Origin of the sequence: Proteus sp. TJ1640, from assembly GCF_003144445.1 — a bacterium.
Taxonomy (GTDB): domain Bacteria; phylum Pseudomonadota; class Gammaproteobacteria; order Enterobacterales; family Enterobacteriaceae; genus Proteus; species Proteus penneri.
This window is the reverse complement of record NZ_PENY01000022.1, coordinates 84,754-105,887: the sequence shown is the minus strand read 5'-3', so window position 1 is coordinate 105,887 and position 21,134 is coordinate 84,754. Positions and strand designations below refer to the sequence as shown.

Annotated in this window: 14 protein-coding genes and 1 pseudogene; 7 read left to right on the top strand and 8 right to left on the bottom strand. The window is 38.1% G+C overall.

Features of this window, described 5'->3' with window-relative positions; translation table 11 throughout:
- The first annotated feature begins 9 nt into the window (after positions 1-9).
- The 5 genes and pseudogenes from parC to DK861_RS09850 all read left to right on the top strand — a co-directional run bounded on the left by parC (position 10) and on the right by DK861_RS09850 (position 10,422).
- Positions 10-2,967: a DNA topoisomerase IV subunit A gene (gene parC / locus DK861_RS09870; protein ID WP_109399975.1), complete on the top strand. Its 2,958-nt coding sequence runs from the start codon at positions 10-12 to the stop codon at positions 2,965-2,967.
- A 64-nt stretch (positions 2,968-3,031) separates the two neighbouring features.
- Entirely contained in the window at positions 3,032-3,781 is a 750-nt protein-coding gene (locus tag DK861_RS09865; RefSeq protein WP_072064298.1) for a 1-acylglycerol-3-phosphate O-acyltransferase, read from the top strand.
- 329 nt (positions 3,782-4,110) lie between these two features.
- A complete protein-coding gene (gene ftsP, locus DK861_RS09860) occupies positions 4,111-5,529 on the top strand; it encodes a cell division protein FtsP (protein WP_109399974.1) in 1,419 nt (472 codons plus the stop codon).
- Positions 5,530-5,984: 455 nt separating this feature from the next.
- A pseudogene (pta, locus tag DK861_RS09855) lies at positions 5,985-9,193 on the top strand (autotransporter Pta).
- Between the two features lie 104 nt (positions 9,194-9,297).
- Positions 9,298-10,422: a hypothetical protein gene (locus tag DK861_RS09850; protein WP_109399973.1), complete on the top strand. Its 1,125-nt coding sequence runs from the start codon at positions 9,298-9,300 to the stop codon at positions 10,420-10,422.
- Positions 10,423-10,462: 40 nt separating this feature from the next.
- Here DK861_RS09850 and DK861_RS09845 read toward each other — a convergent pair whose 3' ends face one another.
- Positions 10,463-11,077 carry a LysE family translocator gene (locus tag DK861_RS09845; RefSeq protein WP_109399972.1) on the bottom strand — a complete coding sequence of 205 codons (615 nt, stop codon included), beginning with the start codon at positions 11,075-11,077 and terminating at the stop codon, positions 10,463-10,465.
- A gap of 176 nt (positions 11,078-11,253) precedes the next feature.
- Here DK861_RS09845 and folA point away from each other — a divergent pair, with 176 nt between their 5' ends.
- Entirely contained in the window at positions 11,254-11,739 is a 486-nt protein-coding gene (gene folA, locus DK861_RS09840; protein ID WP_109399971.1) for a type 3 dihydrofolate reductase, read from the top strand.
- Positions 11,740-12,174: 435 nt separating this feature from the next.
- On the opposite strand, the gene apaH is transcribed toward folA, so the two are convergent.
- The 6 genes from apaH to lptD are packed head-to-tail and all read right to left on the bottom strand — an operon-like array spanning position 12,175 to position 18,958.
- Positions 12,175-12,996 carry a bis(5'-nucleosyl)-tetraphosphatase (symmetrical) ApaH gene (gene apaH, locus DK861_RS09835; protein WP_109399970.1) on the bottom strand — a complete coding sequence of 274 codons (822 nt, stop codon included), beginning with the start codon at positions 12,994-12,996 and terminating at the stop codon, positions 12,175-12,177.
- A 2-nt stretch (positions 12,997-12,998) separates the two neighbouring features.
- A complete protein-coding gene (gene apaG / locus DK861_RS09830; RefSeq protein ID WP_006535978.1) occupies positions 12,999-13,376 on the bottom strand; it encodes a Co2+/Mg2+ efflux protein ApaG in 378 nt (125 codons plus the stop codon).
- A gap of 25 nt (positions 13,377-13,401) precedes the next feature.
- Positions 13,402-14,220 (bottom strand): 16S rRNA (adenine(1518)-N(6)/adenine(1519)-N(6))-dimethyltransferase RsmA, encoded by an 819-nt coding sequence (gene rsmA, locus DK861_RS09825; RefSeq protein WP_109399969.1) that lies wholly within the window; start codon positions 14,218-14,220, stop codon positions 13,402-13,404.
- The gene (gene pdxA, locus DK861_RS09820; protein WP_006535976.1) at positions 14,213-15,211 is read right to left on the bottom strand and encodes a 4-hydroxythreonine-4-phosphate dehydrogenase PdxA; all 999 of its coding nucleotides are present in this window, start codon (positions 15,209-15,211) and stop codon (positions 14,213-14,215) included. The genes rsmA and pdxA overlap by 8 nt, the downstream gene beginning before the upstream one ends.
- The gene (gene surA, locus DK861_RS09815) at positions 15,201-16,538 is read right to left on the bottom strand and encodes a peptidylprolyl isomerase SurA (RefSeq protein ID WP_109399968.1); all 1,338 of its coding nucleotides are present in this window, start codon (positions 16,536-16,538) and stop codon (positions 15,201-15,203) included. Before surA ends, pdxA begins: the two co-directional genes overlap by 11 nt.
- Before the next feature lie 50 nt (positions 16,539-16,588).
- A complete protein-coding gene (lptD, locus tag DK861_RS09810; protein ID WP_109399967.1) occupies positions 16,589-18,958 on the bottom strand; it encodes an LPS assembly protein LptD in 2,370 nt (789 codons plus the stop codon).
- Positions 18,959-19,388: 430 nt separating this feature from the next.
- Between lptD and djlA the strand changes: the two genes are divergently transcribed.
- Positions 19,389-20,189, top strand: a complete 801-nt coding sequence (gene djlA / locus DK861_RS09805; protein WP_072064291.1) for a co-chaperone DjlA — start codon at positions 19,389-19,391, stop codon at positions 20,187-20,189.
- 243 nt (positions 20,190-20,432) lie between these two features.
- Here the strand turns inward: djlA and rluA are convergent, their stop codons facing one another.
- Complete coding sequence (rluA, locus tag DK861_RS09800) at positions 20,433-21,086, bottom strand: bifunctional tRNA pseudouridine(32) synthase/23S rRNA pseudouridine(746) synthase RluA (RefSeq protein ID WP_109399966.1); 654 nt, start codon at positions 21,084-21,086, stop codon at positions 20,433-20,435.
- Positions 21,087-21,134 lie beyond the last annotated feature (48 nt).

Below are 21,134 nucleotides of genomic sequence, written 5' to 3'. Positions count from 1 at the left end.
AAAAATTGAATGAGTGAATTGACTCATGATGGTGTAGAGCGCCAACCGCTCCACTTATTTACAGAGAATGCCTATCTCAACTATTCCATGTACGTCATTATGGATCGTGCATTGCCTTTTATTGGAGATGGGCTAAAACCTGTGCAACGTCGTATTGTTTATGCGATGTCAGAGCTAGGTTTAAGTAATACCGCTAAATTTAAAAAATCAGCCCGTACTGTTGGTGACGTGCTAGGTAAATATCACCCGCATGGTGATAGTGCATGTTATGAAGCAATGGTACTGATGGCTCAGCCGTTCTCTTATCGTTATCCGTTAATTGATGGACAAGGTAACTGGGGGGCGCCGGATGATCCAAAATCTTTCGCCGCTATGCGTTATACCGAATCACGCCTTTCCAAATATTCACAAACATTATTGAGTGAATTAGGACATGGTACGGTAGATTGGATCCCTAACTTTGACGGCACGATGCAAGAGCCGAAAATGTTGCCAGCACGCTTACCTAATATCGTGCTTAATGGCACAACGGGGATTGCTGTTGGGATGGCAACGGATATTCCACCGCATAATGCACGTGAAATAGGACAAGCTTTAGTGATGCTTTTAGATAATCCTGATGCGGGATTATCTGACGTGATGCAATATGTTCAAGGCCCTGATTATCCAACTGAAGCTGAAATTATTACGGCTCAAGACGATATCAAAAAAATCTATAAAACGGGTCGTGGTTCGGTCAGAATGCGAGCTGTTTGGCAGAAAGAAGAAGGATGTGCGGTGATCACTGCATTACCTCATCAAGTTTCTGGTGCCAAAGTACTTGAGCAAATTGCAGCCTTGATGCGAGCAAAAAAACTGCCTTTAGTTGAAGATTTGCGTGATGAATCCGATCATGAAAATCCAACCAGACTTGTGATTGTTCCTCGTAGTAATCGTGTTGATTTAGAGCAAGTGATGTACTACTTGTTCGTAAATACCGATTTAGAAAAAAGTTATCGCGTTAACCTAAATATGATTGGGTTAGATAACCGCCCAGCAGTAAAAGGATTACTAACTATTTTAAACGAATGGTTAGTTTATCGTCGCCAAACAGTCACAAATCGTTTAAATCATCGTTTAGAAAAAGTTTTACGTCGCTTAGAGATCCTCAAAGGTTTATTAATTGCTTATCTCAATATTGATGAAGTGATTGAGATCATTCGTCATGAAGATGAGCCAAAAGCAGAATTAATGCGCCGCTTTGAGTTATCTGATATTCAAGCTGAAGCTATTTTAGAGTTACGTTTGCGTCATTTAGCCAAACTTGAAGAGATGAAACTAAAAGGTGAAAGTGATGAGCTTGAAAAAGAACGCGATAGTATTGAGAAATTATTAAGTTCACCACGTCGCTTAAATACTTTACTGAAAAAAGAAATTGAAGCCGACGCAAAAGAATTTGGTGATGACAGACGTTCTCCTATTCGCCCTCAAGAAGAGGCGAAAATGGTTAATGAACAAGATATGTTGCCATCAGAGCCTGTCACCATTGTGCTTTCTGAAATGGGCTGGGTACGTAATGCAAAAGGGCATGATATTGATCCTAGCGGTATGAGTTATCGCGCTGGAGATAGTTATCACAGTGCAGTACGAGGTATGAGTAATCAGCCTGTTCTGTTCCTTGATTCCACTGGCCGAAGCTATACTCTAAGCCCAAATGATATGCCTTCAGGACGTAGCCAAGGCGAACCATTAACCGGTAAGTTAACTTTCCCACCAGAAGCTAGCGTGAAATACATGTTAGCGGGAAGTGCTGGACAAGAATATTTACTGGCAACAACAGAAGGTTATGGCACGGTTCTCTCTTACGATGAGATGGAAACGAAGAATAAGACAGGTAAAGGTCTACTAACTGTTTCTGAAGAGACTGAATTATTAGCACCGCTCTTAGTTGATCCTCAAAAGAAAAATGAGCAACACTGGTTTATTATCATCACTGATAAAACACGTATTTTAGCCATTTCAGCAGAACAACTAAATGAAATGAATAAAAAAGGGCGTGGTACACGTCTTGTTGCTTTAGGGAAAGAGCAAGGTGATGTGATTGAACAAATGTTGTTTGCACCAAAAGATGAAGCATTAATCTTTACTGTTGATGGTCAGCAAGAAGTGCTTAAAGCAGAAGAGATCAACTATTTTAGCGGTAATGCGGGTGATGAACCTATTCCGTTAAAACATCTACATCCTGAAGCAGTTACCGTCATTATGTCTGAAAAAGGGCTTATTCGTTGTCAAAAAGGACATAGTATTGATGCTAAATCGGTTGGTTTTAAATCCGGTGATGATTATTTTGATGCTGTTGAAGGGATGAGTAATCAACCAGTACACTTAATTGATACCACAGGTCAAAGTTATACTGTTGATGTTGATGCATTGCCTTCTGGTCGTAGCAAAGGTGATGCGCTAACTGAACGATTAAAAGTTCAGAAAGGTGCGCAATTGCGTCATGTTGTTATGGGCGAAAATACCGATAAGATCGTCATGGCATCTGATGCTGGTTATGGTTTTATCTGTCAGGTTGATGATTTAACTTCTAAAAATAAAGCAGGAAAATCATTACTGACTTTACCTGAAAATGCATTACCATTACCACCACAGCGCTTGAACAATGAGCTCACTGATCTCATTATGATCATTACTAAAGGCGGTAGAATGCTGATTTTTGAAGCATCGGAATTACCAACTATGGTAAAAGGAAAAGGAAATCAGATGGTTTCTATTCCGGCGTCACAAGCCGCAAGTGGTGAAGATAACGTCGCTTGGTTACGTGTATTACCTGAGAATGCCTCTGTTACATTGCATTTCGGTAAACGTAAGATGACAATGTCGATGAATGAGTTAGTTAGCTTTAAAGCAAAACGTGGACGTCGAGGAACCTCTTTACCTCGTGGTGCTCAAGTTATCGATCATATTGATATTGAAACAAATTAAATCTAATACTTAATTGATATTGAGTGGGTCTGTTGACCCACTTCTATTTAGGACGCTAAAACTTATGTTAGCCATTATTCGAGGCATCATTGTCATTCTTTACACCATTATTGTGGTGACGTTTGGAATGATTTATTGCATGTTTTCACCAAGAAATCCTAAACATGTAATGACTTATGGACGCTTATTCGGCAAGTTATCTACTGTTTTTGGTATCAAACTCGTTGAGCGCTTTCCAAAAGAAGCAAAAAGTTATGGTCCAAGTATTTATATCGGAAACCATCAAAATAATTTCGATATGGTAACGATGTCAAATGCGGTTCAACCTAATACCGTGACAGTAGGTAAAAAAAGCTTAATTTTTATTCCTTTTTTTGGTCAATTGTATTGGATCACAGGGAATATTTTAATTGATAGAGCAAACCGCTCTAAAGCACATGGCACCATTTCACAAGTTGCTGATCAAATTAAATCGAAGAAGATTTCTGTTTGGATGTTCCCAGAAGGAACACGTAGCCGTGGCCGTGGGCTATTACCGTTTAAAACGGGGGCATTCCATGCCGCCATTCAAGCGGGTGTACCGATTATTCCTGTTTGTGTTTCAACAACACAGGGTAAGATTAAGCTAAACCGTTGGAATAATGGGTACGTTATTGTTGAAATGTTACCTCCAATTGACGTTTCAAAATACACCAAAGATCAAGTTCGAGAATTAGCAGAAGATTGTCGTCAAATTATGAAAGCGAAAATCGAAGAGCTAGATAGAGAAGTTGAAGAAATGAATAAACGTGATTTTCCCGGTAAGTTAAATTAATACTTTTTTCGTTGCTTTGTTTGTACGAATATAAGCCTGATCTTCATATACTCGTCATACTTCAAGATGCAACGTTGTTGACTACACTCATTCGCGCTAGTCACATACTTATCTGTGTGACTAGCGACTCATTCATTAGTTGCCCAGTTGCATTTTGAATTATTTAGAGTGCTGGTTATCAACTATTTTTAGGATTTATGTCACATCCGCGCTATTATGCTCCCGTAATTTCATTTAAGTCCTTTTGTTTTTAAATCACAGCAGCTTTTTTCCTGTCACAGCATTTTGATTATGCAATAGGAATATTTGTATTTTGTTGCGGAGAAAGTATGTCATTTAGTCGTCGCCAGTTTATTCAGGCTACAGGCTTAGCGGTATGTCTGGGCTCTATATCTTCTGTTCGTGCTGAATCAGTTAATGATAAAAAATTACCTATACCGCCTTTGTTGGAATCGCGTCGTGGTCAGCCACTGTTCTTAACTTTGCAAAACGTGCATTGGGCGTTTAATGGTACTCAAAAAGCACAGGTTTGGGGGATCAATGGCTCAACTCCGGGACCGACAATCAAAGTCAAAAGTGGCGATGATATAAAACTGATTTATAGTAACCGCCTTAATGAAGCGGTATCAATGACGGTAAGTGGCTTATTAGTTCCGGGCACTCAAGTTGGTGGAGCCGCAAGACTAATGTCACCCGGAGCTTATTGGTCGCCGGTATTGCCTATTCGTCAGAAAGCAACAACATGTTGGTATCACGCCAATACGCCGTTTAAAATGGCACCTCATGTTTATAATGGATTGGTAGGAATGTGGATTGTGGAAGATGAAGAGAGCAAATCCCTACCGCTACCAAAACATTATGGAGTGAATGATTTTCCGATCATCATTCAAGATAAACGGATTGATAACTTTGGTACGCCACAATACGACAAAGAGGCTGCTAGTGATGGCTTCTATGGTGATACATTGTTAGTCAATGGACGTGAAGATCCTTATATTGAAGTCTCTAGAGGTTGGATCCGCTTACGTTTAGTGAATGCATCTAATGCTCGTCGTTATGAATTAACTGCAAATGATGGTCGATCGCTTTACCTTATCGCTTCTGATCAGGGGTTATTAACATCTCCTGTAGAATTGAAATCAATTCCAATGGCTCCAGGGGAGCGACGTGAAATATTGGTTGATATGTCTGAAGGTGGTGACGTCACCATTACCGCAGGGCAAAGTGCCGGCTTTATGGATAGGCTCCGTGGTATTTTTGAATCTTCAGATTTATTACGTAATACCAATATAATAACGATTAAACCAACCGGATTAATGTCATTAATGACAGACGCAGTCCCTGCGCAATTAGCGGTAGATGACACACAAATCACTACCTCTATTCAGCCTAGAACTATTCAACTGCATAACAGTCCTCCGGGAATAAATAATGCTCGTTGGGAACTTTCAAGAATTGATTTAGTCGGTAAGCAAAATGGCTGGGAGCGTTGGCTTGTAACAGTACCGACACCGCAACCATTCCATATTGAAGGTGCTCGTTTTAAAGTGATTAATCATAATGGTCAGAAACCTGCCCCCGCCGATTTTGGTTGGAAAGATACTGTTTGGATTGAGGATCAAAGTGAATTGCTGGTGGAATTAAAACAGCCTTCTTATTCTCATTTCCCTTTCTTATATTACAGCCAAGTATTAGAAAATGCAGATAAAGGTATGGTAGGACAAATGGAAGTCACGCCTTCGGAATAAAAATTCAGTAGTAATACTAAATTAAAATAAAAACAGTATTTTTCAAATAAAAATACTGTTTTTTTTCATGTTAAAAATAATGTGAATTATATTTTTTAGACTAAAGTTTAAATAGAGAAAATATTTCCAAAAAAAAATTGTTAATTAATTTAATATTTTTGTTTGTTTATTTAAGTTCTCTTTATTAAGTTGATTTAAATATTGTCATTAATGAGATTAATATTGAAATAGGTTAATTTTGGTTATTTTTAATATAATAACAAACGATCTAATTTTGTTTAATTGCTCTATTTATTTGTGATTGGGTGGTCATTTTATCTATTTTGGTGGTTTTAAGTCATATTTTTGGGATGTTCTTCAAGTAATTATTTTTCTAGAAACTAGAGAATCTCTGCGTCTTTTATTTTTGATCCTTAATTAATGTTATTAAATTTTAATATAATTGAAGGTACAGAATGAACAAAGAAATAGCTTTAAGTCATCATCATAAAATGAATAAAATAAACAAAAATATATTTCAACTTTCCCTTGTTGCATCTGCATTGCTTTTTCTGGATATTCAGTGGCATATTTAGAAACTGGGCAATTAGGTGATACAAAAAGTTGGGAGAGCCAAGAATATCAAAAAGACTGGGGACTAGCTGCAATGAATGCCTCTAGTGCTTATGCACTTGGTTTTCATGGGCAAGGTGCCAAAATAGGTGTGATGGATTCAGGTGCATTATTATCACATCCTGAATTAAATGATGCGCGTTTCCATGCCGTTAAAGCCAAAGGTCAATACGGTTCAACAGGCATGCGTTACCCCCAAGAAATGGGGGGACATTATGAAAAAGTCAAGACTTTGATGTTGATGGAGGCTGGATCAAAGATGTGAATGATACACACGGAACACACATTACAGGCACGGTAGGCGCAAGCCGTGACGGTAATGGCATGCATGGGGTTGCATGGGGTGCTGATGTTTATTTAGGAAATACGGGGGCAACAGATAGCAATAACTACGGTCCTTACCAAGATTACACCTACTTCTACACTGGCTGGAAAGCCATGGTCGATGCAGGCGCTCAGGTGATTAATAATAGCTGGGGAACCAACCCACGAATTATTAATACAGTTCCGACGAAAGGTCCTGATGGTGGTAAGACAACCGGTTGATACCACAGCACAAACTGAATACGAATATTTTTATTTCAAAAAAGTCTATGGTGATAAACCTTCTTTTGTTGATGCCGCTTATGATGCAGTAAAAGGCACGAATGTTGTGCAAGTCTTTACAACCGGTAACCGCGATTTTGCCCAGCCTTATTATCGCCCCCTTTATCCTTACTTTAATCCAGAAGCAGAAAAACATTGGATTGCAGTTGCAGGTCTTAAACAGAATGCAGACAAGTCGGGTTATGAATTAGAAAAAATCTTTAATGAAGCAGGGAATGCGAAATGGTGGACGGTGGTTGCTCCGGGTCGTTACATTTATTCGTCAGTTGTTGATGAAGAGGGAAATGCAGGTTGGGATACCTTTAGTGGTACATCTATGGCTGCACCTCATGTTACAGGTGCTATGGGCGTCTTAATGTCGCGTTATCAATCAATGAATGCGATGCAAGTACGTGACGTGATGTTCACAACTGCCAATCACCATAATCCAGATGGCTCTTTATATGATAGTTGGACGGCAGCTGAAGGTACGCCTGATGTTCGTTATGGTTGGGGGACTCCTGATTTAGATAAAGGAATGTATGGCCCTGGTCAATTCTTAGGTAAGTTTGAATATAACTTAAGCATGACACCGCTTGATGTTTGGACAAATGATATTTCACAAACTGCGTTAGATCTGCGAGAACAAGAAGATTTAGCATGGCTGAAAGAGTACCAAGAGAAAGGCATTTCGGCGGGTGGTGATTACAATCTAGGAACGGATTTTGTTATCAACGACGGTAACCCAGATCCAACTTCACACATTGTCAGCAAAGAAGATGCTGAAAAATGGCGTAAAGCGTATTACCAAAAACGTGCTGATGCTATTCAAGCGAAAATTGACGCTGGGTTATATGATGGCGCTTTAGTCAAGAAAGGTGAAGGTACGTTGGTGATGACTGGCGATAATACTTATCGTGGTGCTACAACAGTCGAACAAGGTACTTTATATGGCTTTACAGAATCGTTTGGTACAGAAGCGGTTAATGTGAATGGTGGTAAATTAAGTGTTATTGATCGCTATAACGATACTTTCACACAACAAGGTCAATTAGCATCAAATGAGAGTCATAAAGCCAATATTAATATCAATGATAAAGGGACATATTTAGTGACCGTCGGGCACGATGTGAATGTCGGCGATATGTCCTTAAATAAAGGGGCAAATTTAGATATCGGTGCAGATAATGAAGGTCAGTTAAAAAATATTTATCTGAACAATACTGTTGCGGTAGGCACTGTAAATGCAGACAATTTAGTTGATAATCGCACCAAAACAAAAATGTTAGCGAATAACAACGTGGCTTCAAATAGTGATTATGCATTATTTGATAAAAATGTTTCTGTAAAAGATAACACCATTACAGGCACATTAAGTAAGAAAGAAAATACCTCTTTAGCCACTTTTGCAAATAATGAAAATGGCCGTTCTATTGCTAATTCATTAGATATCACTGGCAGTGGCGATTTATTTAATGCTGTACTTCCTATGAATGAAAGAGATCTGAATAAGACCTATGGATCATTAGGGAGTGATATGTATTTAAATGCTAACAGTGCGAGTGTCGTAAATGTTTTAGGGTTAACTCGTACAGTGAAAGATCAAGCTATGGGTATTGGTCAAGGCCGCTATGCTACATTAGATAATAGTAACGCCCGTATTTGGATGACCGGCATTGGTCAATGGGGTAATGCTGATTATGGTCATAGCAATATGGATGTTGATTTCTATGCGGGGTTATTAGGTGCAGAAATTGATGTGACTGAAAATACGAAAGCGGGTCTCTTCTTTGGTGCCGGCTCAACCAAATATAAAGGTAATGAACACGGTAAAATAGACAGCAACGATATCCATATTGGTGCTTATGGTGTGTCTAATTTGTATGATGTGGCTTCATTAAACTATGGTTTAACCCATACTAACCAAGATAGAGATGCAAAAAGAACACTTTGGGTGGGACAAAATGCAGGTTATAACTCAACCAGTTATGATGCAAAAATTACTCAAATTTTCTTAGAAGGTGCTTATACTCAATTTAATACTAATCAATACTCGATTGAGCCATACGCAGGATTTAGCTGGTTACGCGTATCAACAGATGATATCAATGAAAATGTCGGTAATATGAAATTTACCACTAAGACTGATTCACAAGATATTCAAGTCGGTACTATCGGTTTACGTGGTGGTTATCCATTTATGGCTGGCAATATAAATATGGCATTAAAAGGCGATATTTCTGCAAGCCATCTGTTTGGTGACAATCGTCCTGAATCACGTCTGTTCTTATCAAATTCCGGTGATGCAACATTACGAGGTGGCAAACTAGATAATCTATTTGGTGTTGGCTTAGGTGTTGATGCGCAATTAAGTAAATCAACTACCTTCGGGCTGTCTTACCAAGGTCAATATAATAGTGATGTCAGCTCAAGTGGTATCAATGCAACATTGAAAATTAATTTCTAATTATATTTAGTTTTTTTCTATAAAAGGCCCTTAGTAATAAGGGCTTTTTTTTGTATTAAAATTAATGTTGTTATTTTATTTTTAAGTGACAATAAGGAGATGTTATGATTGCTATTAATGATGCTACTTTAAGAGATGTAAAATATATTATTCATTATAAAGGGGGGGGGAGTAATGGTGATTATGGAGTAAAAGATTTAATTGATAAAATTGATAATATAAATAGGGATTTCATTTTATCATATAAGAAGAGTGGTTTTTTTCAAAGGATTTTTGATTTTATAAAAGAAATAGCAAATATCAAAGTAAAATGTGATTTAATTTTAGAACATAATAAATATGAAGAAGTAAATAATTTCTTTTTTTTAAGTTCGTTGGATAAGAAAGTTATTAATTCTGATAGAGTTACGATAAATTATTGTAATCTTAATAATGAAATTTCCTCATTTTTACAACGAAGGATGAAAAGCGATATAGATGAAAATAAATTTATTAATAGCTATTTGAAAAATAATATAAAAACAAAGGGTGATTTCTTATTGTTATATTCAATTTTAAATAACTTTATGTATTCAATAGAAAATAAAAATAATGAAAATATATTAAAGCAAACTGGTAATGAGAGAAATTTTAAATTTATATCAAGAAATGATATCTTTTATAAAGAGAGGATTTTTAAATTACTAGATTCTATTTATGGTGATGGGAGAAGTGAAGAGAATAAAATTAGAAAAATAAAAAATATCGGTGATTTGAAAAAAATTAATAAAATAAATAAAAAAGATTCGATTATCAATTTAATTAAATTTATACATAATTTAAAAGAAAAAGAAATGAGAAGCGAAATTTTTTTATTAAAATTAGAAAATATATTAAGAAATATAAAAACACATCTTAGTAGCTTTGAGAATAACCCAAAGATACAGACGATTGGTAATAATTTGAAAGTGTTGTTACCATCCTATATGCAAGAAGTTATGATGAACGATAATAAATCGATTAATTTTAATTTTGAGGTGTATGAAACCTTTGATAATAGTAATGATATATATAAAGATAAAATAAAATTAATTTTTGACGAATATAAAGAGAAGAATAGAAATAAAGCATCATATATTAAAAATATTATCAGCGAGATTAACGAGTTAGAGCTTAATGAAGCTAATGTTAATAGCTATTTACAGTTTAATCAAAATACATTAAATGATTTATTATCTTATTTGAAATAAAAAACATCATATAGCTTATGGCTATATGATGTTCTATTGCTTAACTCAGTGCGACTTTAATCCCCAAACCGATCAGTACTACACCCAGTACTTTATCAATACTTTTTTGGATTTTATTGAGTACTTTTCTCACAGGTGCACTTTGAATTAATAAGACGAGCAAAGGCCAATAAACGACAGCTAATCCCCAAATAATAAAGGCATACCATAATTTTTCACCGATGCTTGAATTGATACTTAATACCTGAGTGAAAACGGCAAGAAAGAACAAAGTGGCTTTAGGGTTGAGTAAATTACAGAGAAAACCTTGCATAAAAGCTTTCTTAAAGCTGATTTGTGAATGTTGTGTTGCTTTATCATCAATCGAATGATTAGATTTTGAGAGTAAGCTATGAAAACCAATCCAGAGTAAATACGCGGCTCCGGCATATTTTAAAATGGAAAAGAGCCAAGGTGTTGTGGTGATAAGTACAGCAATACCGGCAACACAATATGACATATGCACAAGTAATGCTACCACAATTCCCATTGCAGTCATCATTGCTGCAGATCGTTGATAACGCGCCGCATTTTTTACAACGAGAAAAAAGTCAGGGCCTGGTGAGATCATACCGAGTAAAGCAATTGTAAAAACAACTAAAGAAGTTTCAAGCATAATAGCGCCTTGTATATAACAATATTATAATGATTGAATCTTATATGATTAGGTTAACACTTCGAGTATAAAGCAATTATTTATTATCAAGGAAGCATAATTTGTATCGACTCAAGTTTTAGCTTTACGTATAGTGTGAGCAGTTTTTTTCCCCATCTTTACCCGTAGGTGTGTAAATGAATATTAGTTTAATCGCAGCATTAGCGATGGATCGCATTATTGGTATGGAAAAGGCAATGCCTTGGACATTACCAGGTGACCTCGCATGGTTTAAAAAGAATACGCTAAATAAACCCGTTATTATGGGTCGGGTGACTTATGAATCTATTGGTCGTCCTTTACCGAATCGTCTCAATATTGTGTTAAGTAGTCAACCAGGAACAGATAGTGAAGTTGTTTGGGTGAAGTCTGTAGAAGAAGCTTTGCAAGCTGCTGAAAATCATGAGGAAATCATGGTTATAGGAGGCGGTAAAGTGTATGAGCAATTTCTGCCTATGGCAAATACACTTTATCTAACTCACATCGATGCTGAAGTCATCGGTGATACAACATTCCCAGATTATGAGCCTGATGAGTGGGATTCTACTTTTATGGAATATCATGAAGCAGATGAAAATAACTCTCATAACTACTGCTTCGAAATATTAAAAAGAAGAAAATAACAAGAATTAAATAAAAAGGGAGATTAAATATCTCCCTTTTTATTATTCCTATTTTATTCATATAAAAATAATAAGAAGCAAGATTTATTATTCTACTTAAATATTTTTTATAAACAGAGATTTATTTTAAGCTAATCATTATTTATATTTTAATAAATTCATTTTATAAGAATAATATATGAGATATTAATCAATATAGAGGTTTTTTATTCCTAATATCGTATTTTTTGATACTTATTTTACTGTGAAAAAAAATAACGTATTGATTATTAATGATTAAATTTATGGGTATTTTAAGGTGTTCGTTTTTGTGTATAAAACGTTCTCTTTAGAATAAAAAAGAGTCATTAAGTCATATGTGAGGGTAAAATCGATATAGCGCAAAAGGCAATGTCGCCATTTTGCGCAAGAAGAAGTAAAGGGATAATAAGTGCGTTATTTGGGAGCAGATAGGCTTGATTGAGTGAAATATTGTTTGTCTTCCCAACGTAAACAAGTGAGATTACCACCCCAACAACATCCCGTATCTAACGCATAAACATTATCAGGAGTGCCTTTTCCTTCAAGAGAGGCCCAATGCCCAAATACAATGCTATAACTTTCAGGTAATTGGCTTGGTAAATCGAACCAAGGCTTTAATGGTGCTGGTGCGTCTTGTGGTTTATCTTTACAAATCATATCGAGCTGACCATTGGGAAAGCAGTAACGCATACGAGTGAGTGCATTAGTACTGAAGCGTAATCGTGCTAGCCCCGAAAGTTCTGGTGACCAATTGTTTGGTAAATCGCCATACATTGAGTTAATAAATAAAGGATAGCTATCACTACTTAAAATAGCTTCAACTTCACGCGCACACATTTTAGCTGTTTCTAAATCCCATTGTGGCGTGATCCCAGCATGAGCCATGATGATTTTCTTGTCTTCATCAACTTGCAATACAGGTTGACGTCTTAACCAATTAATTAATTCATCTGCATCAGACGCATTAAGTAAGTCATTCAGCTTATCTCTTGGTTTATTGCGACTAATTTTTGCAAATACACCTAAAAGATGAAGATCATGATTGCCCAAGACGAGCTTTAGTGAATTGCCTAAACTTTTTACAAAGCGCAGTACTTCAAGTGAGTCAGGGCCTCGTGCAACAAGATCTCCTGTTAACCATAATGTATCTTGTGCTGGCTCGAAACTGACTTTATCAAGAAGGTGGCGCAATTCACGGTAACAACCATGAATGTCACCAATTAAATAAGTTGCCATAGTTAGTTTATCAATGTTGGGAGTGCAAGGCGGAAAACAGGGATCTCGATTTGAAATAATCGACCATCAGTGTCAATCATTTCATAATGACCTTCCATTGTTCCCATTGGTGTTTCAAGAACGGCTCCACTGGTATAGCGGTATTGTGTGCCTGGCTCGATAAGGGGCTGTTCGCCGACAACACCTTCACCTCGGACTTCAGTGGTATTACCTTGTGCATTGGTGATTAACCAATAGCGGCGCAGGAGGCGAATTGCACATTTATTCAAATTATGAATTGATATGGTATAAGCAAAAACATATCGTTCATCTTCAGGAGATGATTGGCTTTCAATGTAAACGCTTTGTACCTGTATCGCCACTTTTGATGAGGTGAACATAGTGCCTCCTGTCTCTGGCTTTATCTTATGCTAGTGAGTCTTGCTTTTGCGATAACCAGTTTGCCACTTTGCAATATTGCTCAACAGAGATATTTTCAGCTCTTGCTGTTGGATCGATATCAAGTGCTATCATATCTTCTGCTGTGAGTAACCCACCTAAGCTATTGCGTAGTGTTTTACGGCGTTGATTGAATGCTTGAGCGGTAATACGGCTAAGCATTGCAATATCCGTTACTGGGTATGGTTTTTCTTTGTAAGGGATCAAACGAACAACCGCTGAATCAACTTTAGGTGCAGGTTTAAATGAAGTTGGTGGAACTTCAAGTACAGGGATGATTTGGCAATAATATTGCGCCATCACACTTAAGCGACCATAAGTTTTGCTACCGTGACCCGCAACAAGGCGATTAACCACCTCTTTTTGCAACATAAATGTCATATCAGAAATTGCGTCGGCAAAACTGAATAAGTGGAACATGAGTGGTGTAGAAATGTTATAAGGTAAGTTACCAAAAACACGCAGAGGCTGCTGACGCTCTTTTGCTAATTGTGCAAAATCGATCGTCATTGCATCTTGCTGAATAATGGTCAGCTTGTCTTTTAATGTAGGATGAACTTCTAAACGAGCGGCTAAATCACGGTCAATTTCTACAACCGTCATTTTATCCATTCTTGCGCCTACTGGTTCTGTAATTGCTCCTAAACCAGGGCCAATTTCAACAATGGCTTGACCAGGTTGAGGGTAAATGGATTCAACAATACTTTCAATAATATAGCTGTCTGTTAAAAAGTTCTGCCCGAAGCGTTTGCGGGCAAAGTGCCCCTGATGGACTCTATTATTCATTACAATTTTGTATCATATTAATGGCTAAATTTAATGCGGTGCAAAAACTGCCAGCATCTGCGCTTTTCGTACCTGCAAGCTCAAGGGCGGTGCCATGATCAACAGAAGTACGGATAAAAGGAAGACCGAGAGTGATATTCACGGCACGACCGAAACCTTCATATTTTAGCACAGGTAATCCCTGATCGTGATACATCGCAAGTACCGCATCAGCATGTGTTAAATATTTTGGTTGAAATAAAGTATCAGCAGGATAAGGTCCATGAAGATGAACGCCTTGCTGACGTAATTGTGCTAATGCAGGCTCAATAATATCAATTTCTTCACGTCCCATATGACCGCTTTCTCCCGCATGAGGATTAAGGCCACAAACGTAAATTTGAGGTTCTGCTATGCCAAATTTGGTTTTTAAATCGTGGTTTAAAATAGTGATAATTTCATGCAGAAGCTCGCCTGTAATTGCATCAGCGACATCTCGCAGAGGCAAATGTGTGGTTGCTAATGCAACTCTTAATGTATCTGTTGCTAGCATCATGACAACACGTTCACAGTGGCTACGATCAGCAAAAAACTCGGTGTGTCCAGTAAAATGCACACCTGCATCATTGATTATGCCTTTATGAACCGGCCCCGTCACGAGTGCTGCAAATTCACCGTTTAGGCAACCATCACAAGCACGAGCTAATGTTTCTACAACGTATAATCCATTGCGCGCATCTAATGTACTTGGAATGACATTGGTGTGAAGTGTGATTGGGAGTACACAAATTTGGCTTGGTGTGTGTGTTTGAGGTGGTGTGGCAGGATCGTATTCAACTAATGAAAGAGGCAGGTTTAATAATTCTGCTCTTGTTTTAAGTAACTGAGGATCAGCACAAACAACCCAAGGTAAATCCCAACTCATTTGTGCTAATGAGATAATTAGGTCAGGACCAACCCCGGCTGGTTCGCCGGGGGTGATAACAAGTGGTTTTATTTGCTTAGTTTGCATTATTCTCGTTCATTATTTTCACATAAGCCCCTACTCGTAGCTCTTGCATCCAGTTTTGTACTTCTTCATTAAATTTACGGTTGAAGAGTAAACGGTATGCTTGTTCTTTATTAGCGGCATCTGTTTTATCAACACTACGAGTGTCTTCTAATTCAATTAAATGCCAGCCAAAATTTGAGCGAACAGGTTGGCTTAATTCGTTTTTATTTAAGCGCATTAACGCATCACGGAATGCCGGATCGTAAACATCAGGCATTGACCATCCTAACTCACCGCCACGCAATGCTGAACCTGGATCTTCAGAGTACTCTCTTGCAGCATCAGCAAAAGTTATTTTACCACTGCGAATATCGGCAGAGATTTGCTGTAACTTGGCATAGGCTTGCTCATCACTCATGATTGGTGAGCTTTTTAGCAGAATATGACGGCTTTTAACTTCCGTAACAGAGAGGGTATTAGAGCCACCACGAATATCGTTTACTTTGATAATGTGTAAGCCAACACCAGAGTGAATAGGCCCTACGATTTGGCCTTTTTGCGCATCTATCAACTCTTTCGCAAATAGCGTTGGTAATTCATCAATAGATGCCCAGCCCATATTACCGCCATTTAAAGCTTGTGGATCAGCAGAATAAGTTGCAGCTAATTTACCAAAATCTGTACCATTTTTTAGCTGATTCATAATGCGAGTAATGACTTGCTGGGCTTTTTCTATTTCAGCTGGTGCAGGATTTTCTGATAATGGAATTAAGATGTGGCTCAGGTTGAGATCAACACGTTGGCTTGCTTGGCCTTCAATTTGCTTAGCAAGAGAATCAACTTCTTGAGGTAAAATAGTAATACGGCGACGCACTTCATTGTTACGAACTTCGGCTAGCATCATCTCTTTACGAATATCTTGGCGATAATCGTTGTAAGAAATACCATCCGCTGCGAGACGTTTTTTCAATTGATCTAGTGAAAGTTTATTTTCAGCAGCAATACCCTGAATTGTCGATTCTACTGCGGCATCAGGAATATCAATTTGCATTTGTTGTGCCATTTGCAAAATGATGTTATCCATCACTAAACGCTCTAGAATTTGTTGGCGAAGAACTTGCTCATCTGGCATTTCTTGACCTGCATTTTTTGCGTTCATTTTGACAGTCTGTAGCATTCTATTGACGTCACTTTCTAGAACGACACCGTTATTGACGATAGCCGATACACGGTTTAATTCTTGTGCAGCAAACGTTGTTGAGCTGGTAGCTGCACCGACCGTGATCATTAAGCCGATAAACAGCGTTTTCCAATTTTTCATAAGTTTCCCATTATGTGTTTTCCGCATCTTGTTGCGGGATGACATATTTATTCAGCCAATTCCGTAGTCTGATTAAATCAGAATGCTCTTTGATAAGGTAAGATACCGCGTTCAAGCATTTTCTGGCTACCCAAACTATGATTGTTACTTAGGCCTCTGAGTTCCACATTGACAGACCATTTATTATCAATATCGCTGTGGTCAACTTTCCAGCCAACAATTTTTCGTTCATAACCCACATTCACAGCCCAGCAACAAGTGTTGTATTGTAGACCAACCATTTGGCTAACAGGCTCTGATTCTTTGGTATCAAAGTAATACGATCCCACAAGGCCCCAACGTTCGGCTAATGGCCAACTACCGACCACGCCGACTTGAGAAATACCTTTTTGGTATTCAGGTAGTGGTTGCATTTTTCCATCATAAGGGCGAACGCGTGTTGCTTGAATATAATCGCGATCCACATAGCGATAGCTCAACTGTAAAAGATGATCACTATCGGCACGATATTCCATTATAGCATCACCCATTGAGACGCTACCTAAACGACGGTCATACTGTAAACCTCCGCGCATACCTACGGTATCAGTGATACGCCAATAAGCATCACCCGCCCAGACCATAGAGCCACTTTCATCTTTACTGTTAATTATTTCACCAATAGATGATGGACCGGTTCTTGGACGCTCAAAGAAGTAGATTTGACCTATAGAAACGTTAAAACGTTCAACTAATTCGCTATCATAAAAACGCGAAGTTACCCCTGTGGTGAATTGGTTTGCAGAGGCAACACGGTCTAGACCACCGTACATTCTGTCGCGGAATAATCCGCCATAGTTTGACTGTAATAATGCAGAGTCAAAGTTGTTGATATTAGATTGGTCTTTATAAGGGACATAAAGATATTGCACACGAGGTTCGAGGGTCTGTGTAATATTATTGGTTTGATATTGGCGTTCGAAAACCACTTTCATATCAGATTTAAACTGTGGTAGTACACGGTTTACATTATCTTCTAATTGATTAGGGTTCTTTTGCTTATACGCATCAGGAATATCTTGATCGTAATGAGTTGCCATTACTTTCAATTCATTATTAAAGCTAGCCCAACCAGTTGATAAAGGTAAGGATATTGTTGGCTCAATATGGAAACGATTTGCTTCAGGCGTGTTATCACCCACGCTGGTGAAACGCGCAAATTGAGCATAAGTTCGGAAATCAAATGGCCCGATATCATTCTTATAATAATTCAGATCAAGTTGTGGCTCTGCTCGATAAGCTTTTGCATCTTTATTATCAGAGAAAATTTGGAACTGTTTAGTGGTTAATGTGGCATTCCAGTTCTGTTGTGCATAACCCGTACTAAATTTCTGAGTCGCATAACCATCAGTCGTATTACCGTATTGAGAGGTGAAATCAGTGAAGTATTTATTATCACTTACTTTTGTATAATCGATATTAAATCGCCACACATTGTTCATAACACCACTGTGGCCCCAGTAGAATAACCAACGTGTAGCGGTGTCACGAGGAAGATAGCCTGCTTTATTTTCTTCTTTGTCTTTATTGTATTGGCTATCGTGATTAATCCAATCTACCGCGATGGTACCGCGTCCTGGGGTTGTTAAATAACGGAATTCGTTATCTAATTTTAAACCACGACGACTGATATAGTTGGTTGTAATGGTGGCATCATAATTAGGGGCAATATTCCAATAATAAGGTAATTGGAAATCAAAGCCTGAGCTACGAGAATAGCTTCCGTTAGGAATTAAGAAGCCAGAGCGACGTTTGTCGCCAATCGGTAATTGAAGGTAAGGACTATAAAAGATAGGCACATTAGCGACGCGAAAACGTGCATTCCAGATTTCAGCAACTTGCTCTTCACGGTCTAAAATAACCTCTGAGCCGACAACGCTCCAGCTATCATCTCCCGGTAAACAAGAAGTGAACATACCTTTATCCATAATGGTATAGCGATTTTCGCCACGCATTTGCATTTTATTTGCGTAACCACGGCCTTGGCGGCCAACCATTTGATAATTACCTTGTTCGATATCCGTATCTTTATTATTAAGATTAGACCAAGCGCGAGGCCCTTTTAAGATGATTTGAGGATCATCATAAGAGACATTTCCCGTTGCTGTGACCATTCTTAATGGTGTTTCTCCCTCAGTTTGTGTTAGTTCAACACTGTCTGCACTTAAGGTTTGGTTGCCCTGTTTAATATCAACATCACCTTTATATTTGATCATGCGAGGATATTCACCTTGCATATCATTTGCAGTGATAGTGACTGGCAAGCTGTTGGGATCGCCTTGTACTAACGGTTTATTATAAACAGGAACTCCCAGTAAACATTGGGAGGCAAGATCAGCATAAGCAGGCTGACCATATATTGTGGCCCAAACTAGGGTGGCCAGCAGTGTGGGATAACTTTTTTTCATAAGTATTTATGTGCTTCCGTCATCAGTGGCTTCGTGCTGATAAACAGCTAGAAACTAACGCAGGGAGTTATGCGACACCAGCCCAACGTTCTGAACATTGTTCTAACGGTAACCGAAAAATAGGTCTAATTCCCATTTTTTCGATGTTTCTGTGTTGAAATAGTGTTATAGCCTTATTAGAAACAAAAAAACACCGCGCTGATGCGGTATTTCGTGCTGTATAACAACGCTAAAATTATTTGTTTGGTCACTCATTTTACTTTAACACAATTTAAACGAAAACAGCATTACCTCTGTCCAAAGAGACACAGCAAATCTCTTTATTTTAAGAAAAAGTTTATTTAGAGGTTGCTTGGTGTTAGGTGTGCAAGCAAATGAATAGTATGATAATGCAAAATTGCAGGCAGAGCATCGAAGATTTGAGGAGTCTATGCGCTATTGGGGAAAATTATTAGGCCTTACCATCGGTAGTTTTGCTGGAATAGGCTTTTGGGGCATTGTTATTGGTGTTTTTCTTGGGCATCTCTATGACATGCAACGAAGTAAATTAGGAAGTGGTGGTCGCTATACGCGTGATAGACAAGCTTTTTTCTTTGCTGCAACCTTCCAAGTTTTAGGGCATTTAACAAAATCAAAAGGGCGAGTGACTCAAACTGATATCTCACTTGCTAGTGAATTGATGGATCGCATGAATCTGCATGGTGTCGGTCGCCAAGCTGCACAACAAGCTTTTAGAGAAGGTAAATCACCTGATTTTCCATTAAGAGCCACATTGCAACGTGTTAGACAAATTTGTGTTGGGCGCCGTGACTTACTTCAGATGTTTCTGGAAATCCAATTACAAGCTGCTTTTGCGGATGGCCAACTGCATCCAAATGAAAGAAAAATGCTGTTTATTATCATTGATGAGCTCGGTTTTTCTCGTGCGCATTTTGAGCATATATTAGCAATGATGCAGGCTGGTCAGAATTTTCATTATCAAAATGGACAGGGCTATCAGCCTCACCCTCAAGGCCCTACGCTCTCCGATGCATGTAAGGTACTCGGCGTCGATGAAAATGATGATGTTAAAACTATAAAGAGAGCTTATAGAAAATTAATGGGAGAACATCATCCAGATAAACTTGTAGCGAAAGGTTTGCCACCAGAAATGATGGAAATAGCAAAACAAAAAGCACAGTCTATACAAGTTGCTTACGATTTGATAAAAAAAGAAAAAGGATTTCGTTAACATCTTGTAAAAGAAGATGAGAAAAGAGAGAATTATTTCGTGATAGAGATAACTTAGACTGAGTTGAGTTTATTATTTATCACGGTAAAATATAAGTGAAATTTAATTATTTCATTCTCTCTTCTCTTAAAAAAGGAACTATATCCATGTCAAACGTCCGTGTTCTTGTTGGGGTTATGGGATTAGCGCTTTGCTTGCTCCTTGCTTCATTGAGTTCAGTGACTGTTTTAGTGTCATAAGACATTAAAAATCGGCAAGGCATTCAAAATGTATCGGGGATCGAAAAGCAGGATGCGTAATAAATAATTCCTGAGCATGTAATTGCAGGCGAGGTGCCATCGCTCTTGCCTGCGGATGTGCATAAAAGCGATCCCCTAAAATAGGATGCCCCAACGCTAACATATGTACCCGCAATTGATGTGAACGCCCAGTAATTGGTGAGAGTTTCACTCTTGTTGCATTCTCTTCATATTCCAGCACTTCATAAAAAGTTTGCGCCGCTTTTCCTGTTTCATGACAGACTTTTTGTTTTGGTCGATTAGGCCAATCGCAAATCAAAGGTAAATCAACCAACCCTTCTTCTTTTTCGATATGTCCCCAAACGCGTGCAATATAGGTTTTTTTGGGTTCACGTTCACGAAACTGACGCTTTAGCTCACGCTCTGCTTCTTTATTTAGTGCCACAACGATAACGCCACTGGTTGCCATATCAAGGCGATGTACACATTCAGCATTAGGAAACTCTGCTTTAATGCGCGACATAATACTGTCGTGATGCTCGGGCGCTTTGCCCGGCACTGACAGTAATCCGCTGGGTTTATTGACGGCAATAATATGCTCATCTTGATATAAAACATGTAACCAAGGATCTGTCGGCGGGTTATACACTTCCATCATGGTGGATATCTCATCAAAACAACGGGGAGTAGAATACTCCCCGCTTTA

Bases quoted from the DNA above. Each gene is read 5' to 3' on its own strand.
- parC (WP_109399975.1), top strand. From the start codon at position 10: ATGAGTGAATTGACTCATGATGGTGTAGAGCGCCAACCGCTCCACTTA.
- DK861_RS09865 (WP_072064298.1), top strand. From the start codon at position 3,032: ATGTTAGCCATTATTCGAGGCATCATTGTCATTCTTTACACCATTATT.
- ftsP (WP_109399974.1), top strand. From the start codon at position 4,111: ATGTCATTTAGTCGTCGCCAGTTTATTCAGGCTACAGGCTTAGCGGTA.
- DK861_RS09850 (WP_109399973.1), top strand. From the start codon at position 9,298: ATGATTGCTATTAATGATGCTACTTTAAGAGATGTAAAATATATTATT.
- DK861_RS09845 (WP_109399972.1), bottom strand. From the start codon at position 11,077: ATGCTTGAAACTTCTTTAGTTGTTTTTACAATTGCTTTACTCGGTATG.
- folA (WP_109399971.1), top strand. From the start codon at position 11,254: ATGAATATTAGTTTAATCGCAGCATTAGCGATGGATCGCATTATTGGT.
- apaH (WP_109399970.1), bottom strand. From the start codon at position 12,996: ATGGCAACTTATTTAATTGGTGACATTCATGGTTGTTACCGTGAATTG.
- apaG (WP_006535978.1), bottom strand. From the start codon at position 13,376: ATGTTCACCTCATCAAAAGTGGCGATACAGGTACAAAGCGTTTACATT.
- rsmA (WP_109399969.1), bottom strand. From the start codon at position 14,220: ATGAATAATAGAGTCCATCAGGGGCACTTTGCCCGCAAACGCTTCGGG.
- pdxA (WP_006535976.1), bottom strand. From the start codon at position 15,211: ATGCAAACTAAGCAAATAAAACCACTTGTTATCACCCCCGGCGAACCA.
- surA (WP_109399968.1), bottom strand. From the start codon at position 16,538: ATGCGGAAAACACATAATGGGAAACTTATGAAAAATTGGAAAACGCTG.
- lptD (WP_109399967.1), bottom strand. From the start codon at position 18,958: ATGAAAAAAAGTTATCCCACACTGCTGGCCACCCTAGTTTGGGCCACA.
- djlA (WP_072064291.1), top strand. From the start codon at position 19,389: ATGCGCTATTGGGGAAAATTATTAGGCCTTACCATCGGTAGTTTTGCT.
- rluA (WP_109399966.1), bottom strand. From the start codon at position 21,086: ATGATGGAAGTGTATAACCCGCCGACAGATCCTTGGTTACATGTTTTA.